Genomic DNA, 6,380 nt, shown 5'->3' with positions numbered 1-6,380 from the left:
CGAGAAGGCCACATATGGTCATAACAAGACCATGAAACGGACCAACGTCTACGGCTTGAAGGCCCGGCTGAGCGCGTATCTGGCGGAGGTGCGCAGCGGCGAGACCGTGGTCGTGTGCGATCGGAATCACCCCATCGCTCGGCTGGTCCCGATCGATGCAGCGACCGATGATTTTCGCGTCGAGCCAGCCCAGGGACGCGTCCCGCCGATCAAGGTGCTACCCAAGATCCGCTTGCGCCGCAAGGTCGACGTGGTGGCCATTCTGCGTGCGAGCCGCGACCAGCGATGATCGTCTACCTCGACGCCAGCATCGTGTTGCGCGTTGTGCTCCGCGACAAGCCGGCGCTGGCGGCATGGGGCCGCTGGGAGAGCGCCTACGCCAGCGAGCTGCTCGGCGTTGAAGCGCGCCGGACGGTCGAGCGCTTGCGCCTCACCGCCGTCCTCGATGACGCCGCCGTGGGTGCCGCCATCGCCACGCTCGCTCGCGTCGAGCGCGGCATCCAACACGTGGCGCTCAGCCGGGCCGTTCTCCGCCGCGCCTCTTTGCCGATGGGGACCGTCGTGAAGACGCTCGATACCCTGCACCTCGCCAGTGCCCTCTTGCTGCGTGAGCGCCACCGTATCGAACTCATCTTTGCCACGCACGATCAGCAACAAGCGGCGGCCGCGCAAGCGCTCGGGTTCGAGTGCATTGGCGTCGAGTGAGCCAGGCGTGAGGTGTCGGGTGTCAGGGAAAACAGGAGCTGTAAGGCAGGCTGCAAATACCCGCTAAGCGCGTCGAGATCCTCGGGAGGCGAAACTTGACGATTCGGTCGAAAATGCCTGAAAGTGTTGCGAGAGCGGCTCTCCGAGCGTGCGGGAGTCATCAGAAAAACGCGGCGGAGACGAATCGCGGCTTCGCGTGAAATTCGACAGAGGTGCGTTTTAGGGGTTTTTCTACAAGCTCGTTAGCCGTTTGACCGCGGTTCCCGTTCTGGCTAGATTCTGGCCAGAATGCGTCGAGAGATCATTCTGGCCCCCGAGGCGAAGGAGGATTTCAAGGCGCTCAAAGCCACCGATCGAGCGGCGGTACGAGATGCAATGGAGCGATACCTGCGGCACGAGCCGACGAAGACGAGTAGGAGTCGGATCAAACGCCTCCGGGGTATGCGCCGCCCCCAGTATCGGCTGCGCGTTGAGGAAGTTCGGGTCTTCTACGACGCGACCGACGAGGCCGTCGAAGTACTGGCAATCGTAGCGAAATCCCAAGCCGCTGTGTGGCTTGAGCGACATGGCGAGCCGGAGAAGGAGATCGCCGAAGAGCAGGGAGAAACCAAGTTATGAAGGAAGTGGCATTGTCCGACGTGAAAGATGGTCTGTCGCGATACCTACGCCAGGCGGCGAAGGAGGAGATCGTGATCACGCGCCACGGTAAGGCGGCCGGTCTTCTCATCGGCTTCGAGTCCGAGGATGATTGGTTCGACTACCGTCTCGAGAACGATCCGCGCTTCCTGAGTCGCATCGCCGCAGCCCGCACCAGCCTGCGTGCTGGGCGTGGTGTGCGGCTGGAGGATCTCGAAGTGGAGGGAACGGCTAACCAAGCCGCTGCAGCGCGCCGCGGTGCGAAACGCATTCGACCCAAGCAGGGAACGTTGCGTCGTGGCCGCGGCCGGTGAGCGCCAAGCCGTTGAGGCTGTAGAAAAACCCCACGAGCACGTCGCGAGCATCCAAAATTTCGATGCCGCTTGCTCGTTGTGGTACACACTGAGGAGGACAACACGGTACGGATCATCAGTGCACGAGAGGCCGACAGAGGCGAGCGCGAAAGATATGAAGAAGGCACATCGTAACGGCGACGAGATGCGAGACCACTACAACTTCAGCGGTGGCGTTCGGGGCAAGTACGCCAAGCGGTAGGCGGAAGGGACGAACGTGATCGTCCTCGATCCAGATGTAGCGGAAGTGTTCAAAGATCGGGAGTCCGTGAACGAGACCTTGCGTGCCGTTGCCCGCATTATCGACCTCCAGTCACGCAAGCTGCCGAGGACGAGCCCAACACGGCCCTCCAGCCGACCGCGGCCACGCGGCGGCTCAGGTGAACCCGCAACAGCACGGCGTGGCCGCAGCGGCTGAGCGCCAGCCCTTGAGGCTGCTCAGAAAATCGCCTCCATCCTGACCTTCCCCCGTTGCCAGAAGTGGCAACAGGGGAGGGGACAGGAGGGGAAGTCCAGATTCCGGTTCCCTCCTCCAGTGAGCATCTCCGCGAACGGAGGAGGGTTAGGGTGGAGGCCGCTCAGGGTGGAGGCCGTGTTAGGGCCGCGACTATGGCGTCCAGCACGGCCGTCAGATTGTGATGCACATCACCATTGGTGAAACGAAGTACGGTGTAGCCCTTCTGTTCGTTCAGCCAGCGAGTCCGTTCGGCGTCATAGTCGGTCTGCTCGGCGTGACTATCTCCATCGACTTCGATGACCAGCTGTGCCGCCGGGCAAAAGAAGTTAACGATGAAGCGGCCGACCGGGTACTGGCGCCGAAAGCCGTAGCCCGCGAGTTGGCGGGATCGCAAGTGCTGCCAGAGTTGTTGCTCGGCGGGGGTGAGAGCGCGGCGTAACTCGCGGGCGTGAGATTGCCCTGCCGCGGAGGATCGCCAGCGGCGGCGTGGGGGTTCAGGCATCGGTCGCTTGTATAACAAGTGCCGCGTCTGTTTGCGCCTCCACCCTAGCCTTCCCCCGTTGCCGGAAGTGGCAACAGGGGAGGGGACCGGAGGCGGAGTCCGGATCCAGTCCCCTCCTCCAGTGAGCCTCTCCGCGAACGGAGGAGGGTCAGGGTGGAGGCGCTCTCAGGCCGCTTGTACATGGCGCCGTGTGGGCAGGCTTCGACGCACGAGGGTCGCGTGCAGTGATTGCAGAGGCGCGGGAGATAGAAGAAGTAGGCGTTGGGATACTCACCGGCGCGCTGGTCCTCGTCCCAGTTCATTCCCCAGGTGGGACTCGCGCCGTTCGGATGGAGAAATTCGCTCTGGCCCTTGCCGGCGGCATACACATCCTGGAAGTTGAAATGCCACGTATCGCCAACCTCTTCAGCAGTCGGCAGATGTCCGAGCGCGAGCTTGCCGTGGGCGTTGTAGCTGCCGACCAGGGCGTGAGTTATCAGGGCAGGCGCGAGGCCTGGTCTGCGGCGCGCCGCATGGCCGCAATGGTGTCGCGGTAGTTTGCGGTGCCGAAAATGCCAGAGCCCGAGACGAACACCTCGGCCCCGGCAGCGGCGACCCGAGCCGTGTTGTCCACCTTGATCCCGCCGTCCACCTCGATCAGGTAGGAGAGCCCTCGTTCCCGCTTCCAACGTGCGGCTTGGGCGATCTTCTCCATCACGGATTCGATGAACGCCTGGGCGGCGAAGCCAGGATGGACGCTCATGATCAGCAGCAGATCGATCGACGGAAGGATGTCTGCGACGGTTTCCAGCGGCGTGTCGGGATTGATCGCTACGGCTGGACGAACTCCCTCGTCTCGAATCTGGCGAATGAGATCGGGGAGATTGGCGGAGATCTCTTGATGCACGGAAATGAAATCCGTCCCGGCTTGGGCAAAGGGCGGGATGAAGCGCTGCGGATCCTCAATCATCAGATGGGTGTCGAGCGTGAGGCGGGTGGCCTTGCGGACGGCGCGGACCACTGCTGGGCCGATGGTGAGGTTCGGCACGAAGTGACCGTCCATGACGTCGAGATGGAGCCAGTCCGCCCCCGCGGCTTCGACGGCGCGGACCTCCTCGCCCAGGCGGGCGAAGTCTGCCGACAGGATGGATGGCGCGATGGTGATCACCAGCGGACGATATCGTGCTATCCGCGCGCCTTCAACCGGACGGCGAAGAAGCCGTCGAGGTCATGCTGATGCGGAAAGGTGCGCAACGCGTCACCGCGGCCGACCAGTTCACGGGCCTGAGCGGGTAGGAACGGGCGAGGATCATCGACCAGAAACAACGGCTGTTCATGCAGGAAGCGACCGATCACCTCGTCGTTCTCTTCGGAACTCAGGGTACAGGTGGCATACACCAGGACACCGCCGGGCCGGACCCACTCCGCCGCGCGCAGCAGTAGCTGCCGCTGCAACGCCGCCAGCGATGCAATATCTTCCGGCGTGCGGCGCCATCTGATTTCCGGATGCTGGCGCAGCGTGCCTAATCCGGAACAGGGTGCATCGAGGAGGACCCGATCGAACTTGCCGTCGGCGGGATGCCAGGTGGTCGCGTCGGCTACCGCCGGATGCAGAATCGACAGCCCGAGACGCTGCGCCATGCGCGCCAGCCGCTCGATCCCCCGGGCACTGACGTCGATAGCGACCAGCTCGCCGCGGTTATCCATCAGCTCCGCCAAATGTGTTGCCTTGCCTCCGGGCGCGGCGCAAACGTCCAAGATGCGCTCGCCCGCCTGGGCGCCCAGCAGAAAGCTTACCAGTTGTGATGCCTCTCCCTGCACCGAGAATATCCCGGTTGCATACCCAGGCATGGCCTCCGCCGGCCCACCATCGGCGACGCGAATGCCGACGGGTGAGTACGGAGACGCTTCTGCCGCACGCCCCGCCCGGCGCCATTCCTCCAAGAGCTTCGCCGGGTCGCCGCTGAGTCGGTTCACGCGGAGTGCCGTGGGCGCCGGTTCGTTGTTGGCACGTAGCATCGCTTCCGCTTCGTCGAGGCCGTACTGTGCCACCCAGCGTTCGACCAGCCAGCGCGGGTGCGATAGTCGGGCCGAGAGGTACCCGATGGGATCATCCTGGCGCGAGGGGAACTGGACATCGCGCCAGCTGGTGGCCGCACGGCGCAAAACGGCATTGACGAGACCGGCCGCCGCCCCGCCCCGAAAGCGTTTGGCCAGCTCCACCGCGGTGTTCACCGCCGCGAACGGGGGAATCTTGGTGAGCACGCAGATCTGGCAGAGCGTCAAGCGGAGGAGCGTACGTACCGGTGCGTCCAGCGCTGCCGGAGGCCGGCGGCAAAAGGCGGCGAGGACGTGGTCCAGGTAGCCCTGCCAGGCAAGCGTGCTGTACACCAGGCGGGTAAGCAGCGCGCGGTCGCGCGCCGCCAGTGTGGGCGCGTTCGGTGCGTTCCCGAGCAGCGCATCAGCGTACGCGCCCTCTTCTTCGACGCGCCGGAGGATCTCCCAGGCCATGGCGCGGGGGTCCGACGAAGGACTAGTGCTTGTGATCCGATTCACAGAAGTGAGATGCTTTCTTCTTGGATCCCCCTTCCTTGGGGGACTGTCGATAAACGCGAGTGGCCCCTCGATACGGCCCCTGAGAAAATGCGGCCTACTCGGGGTGAACGGTGAAAACCCTCTGAATTCAACATGGAACCGCTCGCCCCGAGCCGCCCTCTTCTGGCGGCGTATCGAGGGGTGCCCGCTGGGCGAAAATCGACAGTCCCTTGGCAAGGAGGGGAATCTCACTCACCGAGCACCGTTCCGACTTTGACGGCTCCCCGGGCGAACTCTGCCGCCGCCAACCGTTTGCGGCCTTCGAGTTGCACCTCTTCAAGTACGAGCACGCCCTTGCCCGTCGCCACGGAGAAGCCCCGGTTGATCGTCACGACGGTTCCCGGTGGCGCGGCGCCGCCACCTGCGTCGGCGTGGGCACGGTGAATATTCAGCTGCTTGCCGCCGAGACGGGTGTAAGCGGAAGGCCACGGATTGAAGGCGCGGACCATGCGAGCGAGGTGGACAGCCGGGTGCGTCCAGTCGATGTGGCCGTCTGCCTTCTTGATCATCGGTGCGAGCGTCATCTCCTCTTCGCGCTGTTGCTGGGCGAGGAGCGTTCCCGTGTGCAGCCCGGCAATCGCTTCGGTCAGCACTCGTGCGCCCAGTTCAGCCAGGCGTCCCTGCAACTCGCCGGAGGTTTCGTTGGGGCCGATATCGATCTCGTGCCGCAGCAGGATGTCGCCGGTGTCCATGCCCTCGTTCATGCGCATGATCGTCACCCCGGTGCGCTCCTCTCCGCGCCAGATCGCCCACTGGATCGGTGCCGCACCGCGGTACTTGGGCAGCAGCGAGGCGTGGACGTTGATGCAGCCGAGTGGCGGCAAGTCGAGCACGATCTTCGGCAGGATCTTCCCGTACGCGGCCACCACGATCAGATCCGGAGACCACGAGGCCAGTGTCTCGAGCGTTTCCGGCGCGCGCAGTTTCTCTGGTTGAAACACCGGCAAACCAGCGTCCACCGCGGCTTGCTTCACCGGCGGTACCGCCAGGTGTTGGCCACGACCGGCCGGCTTGTCGGGTTGACACACCACCCCGATGACCGGATCGCGCCCGGCAAGTAGGGCCCGCAACGAGGGAACGGCGAATTCCGGTGTGCCGAAAAAGACGATGCGTAGCAGGCTGTTCACGAGCACCGATATAGCACGACTGCGAC

The 6,380-nt window shown here is 64.2% G+C and carries 9 protein-coding genes and 1 pseudogene; 5 read left to right on the top strand and 5 right to left on the bottom strand.

Going from position 1 to position 6,380, the window contains the following annotated elements; translation table 11 throughout:
* The 5 genes and pseudogenes from VF515_16510 to VF515_16490 form a co-directional block, all read left to right on the top strand.
* Positions 1–289: type II toxin-antitoxin system prevent-host-death family antitoxin (locus VF515_16510; protein ID HEX7409233.1), on the top strand; the 289-nt coding region annotated here is incomplete at its 5' end.
* Positions 286–705 (top strand): hypothetical protein, encoded by a 420-nt coding sequence (locus VF515_16505; GenBank protein ID HEX7409232.1) that lies wholly within the window; start codon positions 286–288, stop codon positions 703–705. The genes VF515_16510 and VF515_16505, both read left to right, overlap by 4 nt.
* A gap of 288 nt (positions 706–993) precedes the next feature.
* Complete coding sequence (locus VF515_16500) at positions 994–1,323, top strand: type II toxin-antitoxin system RelE/ParE family toxin (protein HEX7409231.1); 330 nt, start codon at positions 994–996, stop codon at positions 1,321–1,323.
* On the top strand, positions 1,320–1,655 hold the full coding sequence (locus VF515_16495) for a type II toxin-antitoxin system Phd/YefM family antitoxin (GenBank protein ID HEX7409230.1): 336 nt from the start codon (positions 1,320–1,322) through the stop codon (positions 1,653–1,655). Before VF515_16500 ends, VF515_16495 begins: the two co-directional genes overlap by 4 nt.
* A 154-nt stretch (positions 1,656–1,809) precedes the next feature.
* A pseudogene (locus VF515_16490) lies at positions 1,810–2,112 on the top strand (hypothetical protein).
* A 160-nt stretch (positions 2,113–2,272) separates the two neighbouring features.
* On the opposite strand, the gene VF515_16485 reads toward VF515_16490, so the two are convergent.
* The 5 genes from VF515_16485 to fmt all read right to left on the bottom strand — a co-directional run bounded on the left by VF515_16485 (position 2,273) and on the right by fmt (position 6,354).
* Positions 2,273–2,653, bottom strand: coding sequence for a DUF559 domain-containing protein (locus VF515_16485; protein HEX7409229.1), 381 nt, complete (start codon positions 2,651–2,653; stop codon positions 2,273–2,275).
* Between the two features lie 44 nt (positions 2,654–2,697).
* A complete protein-coding gene (locus tag VF515_16480) occupies positions 2,698–2,955 on the bottom strand; it encodes a 4Fe-4S dicluster domain-containing protein (protein HEX7409228.1) in 258 nt (85 codons plus the stop codon).
* A gap of 173 nt (positions 2,956–3,128) precedes the next feature.
* On the bottom strand, positions 3,129–3,800 hold the full coding sequence (gene rpe / locus VF515_16475) for a ribulose-phosphate 3-epimerase (protein ID HEX7409227.1): 672 nt from the start codon (positions 3,798–3,800) through the stop codon (positions 3,129–3,131).
* A gap of 17 nt (positions 3,801–3,817) precedes the next feature.
* Complete coding sequence (gene rsmB / locus VF515_16470; protein ID HEX7409226.1) at positions 3,818–5,188, bottom strand: 16S rRNA (cytosine(967)-C(5))-methyltransferase RsmB; 1,371 nt, start codon at positions 5,186–5,188, stop codon at positions 3,818–3,820.
* A gap of 227 nt (positions 5,189–5,415) precedes the next feature.
* Entirely contained in the window at positions 5,416–6,354 is a 939-nt protein-coding gene (gene fmt / locus VF515_16465; protein HEX7409225.1) for a methionyl-tRNA formyltransferase, read from the bottom strand.
* Between the last annotated feature and the right edge of the window lie 26 nt (positions 6,355–6,380).

It is taken from the genome of Candidatus Binatia bacterium (assembly GCA_036382395.1).
Classification (GTDB): domain Bacteria; phylum Desulfobacterota; class Binatia; order HRBIN30; family HRBIN30; genus JAGDMS01.
Note: the sequence above shows the minus strand (reverse complement) of the source record. Positions and strands in the feature narration are given on the sequence as shown.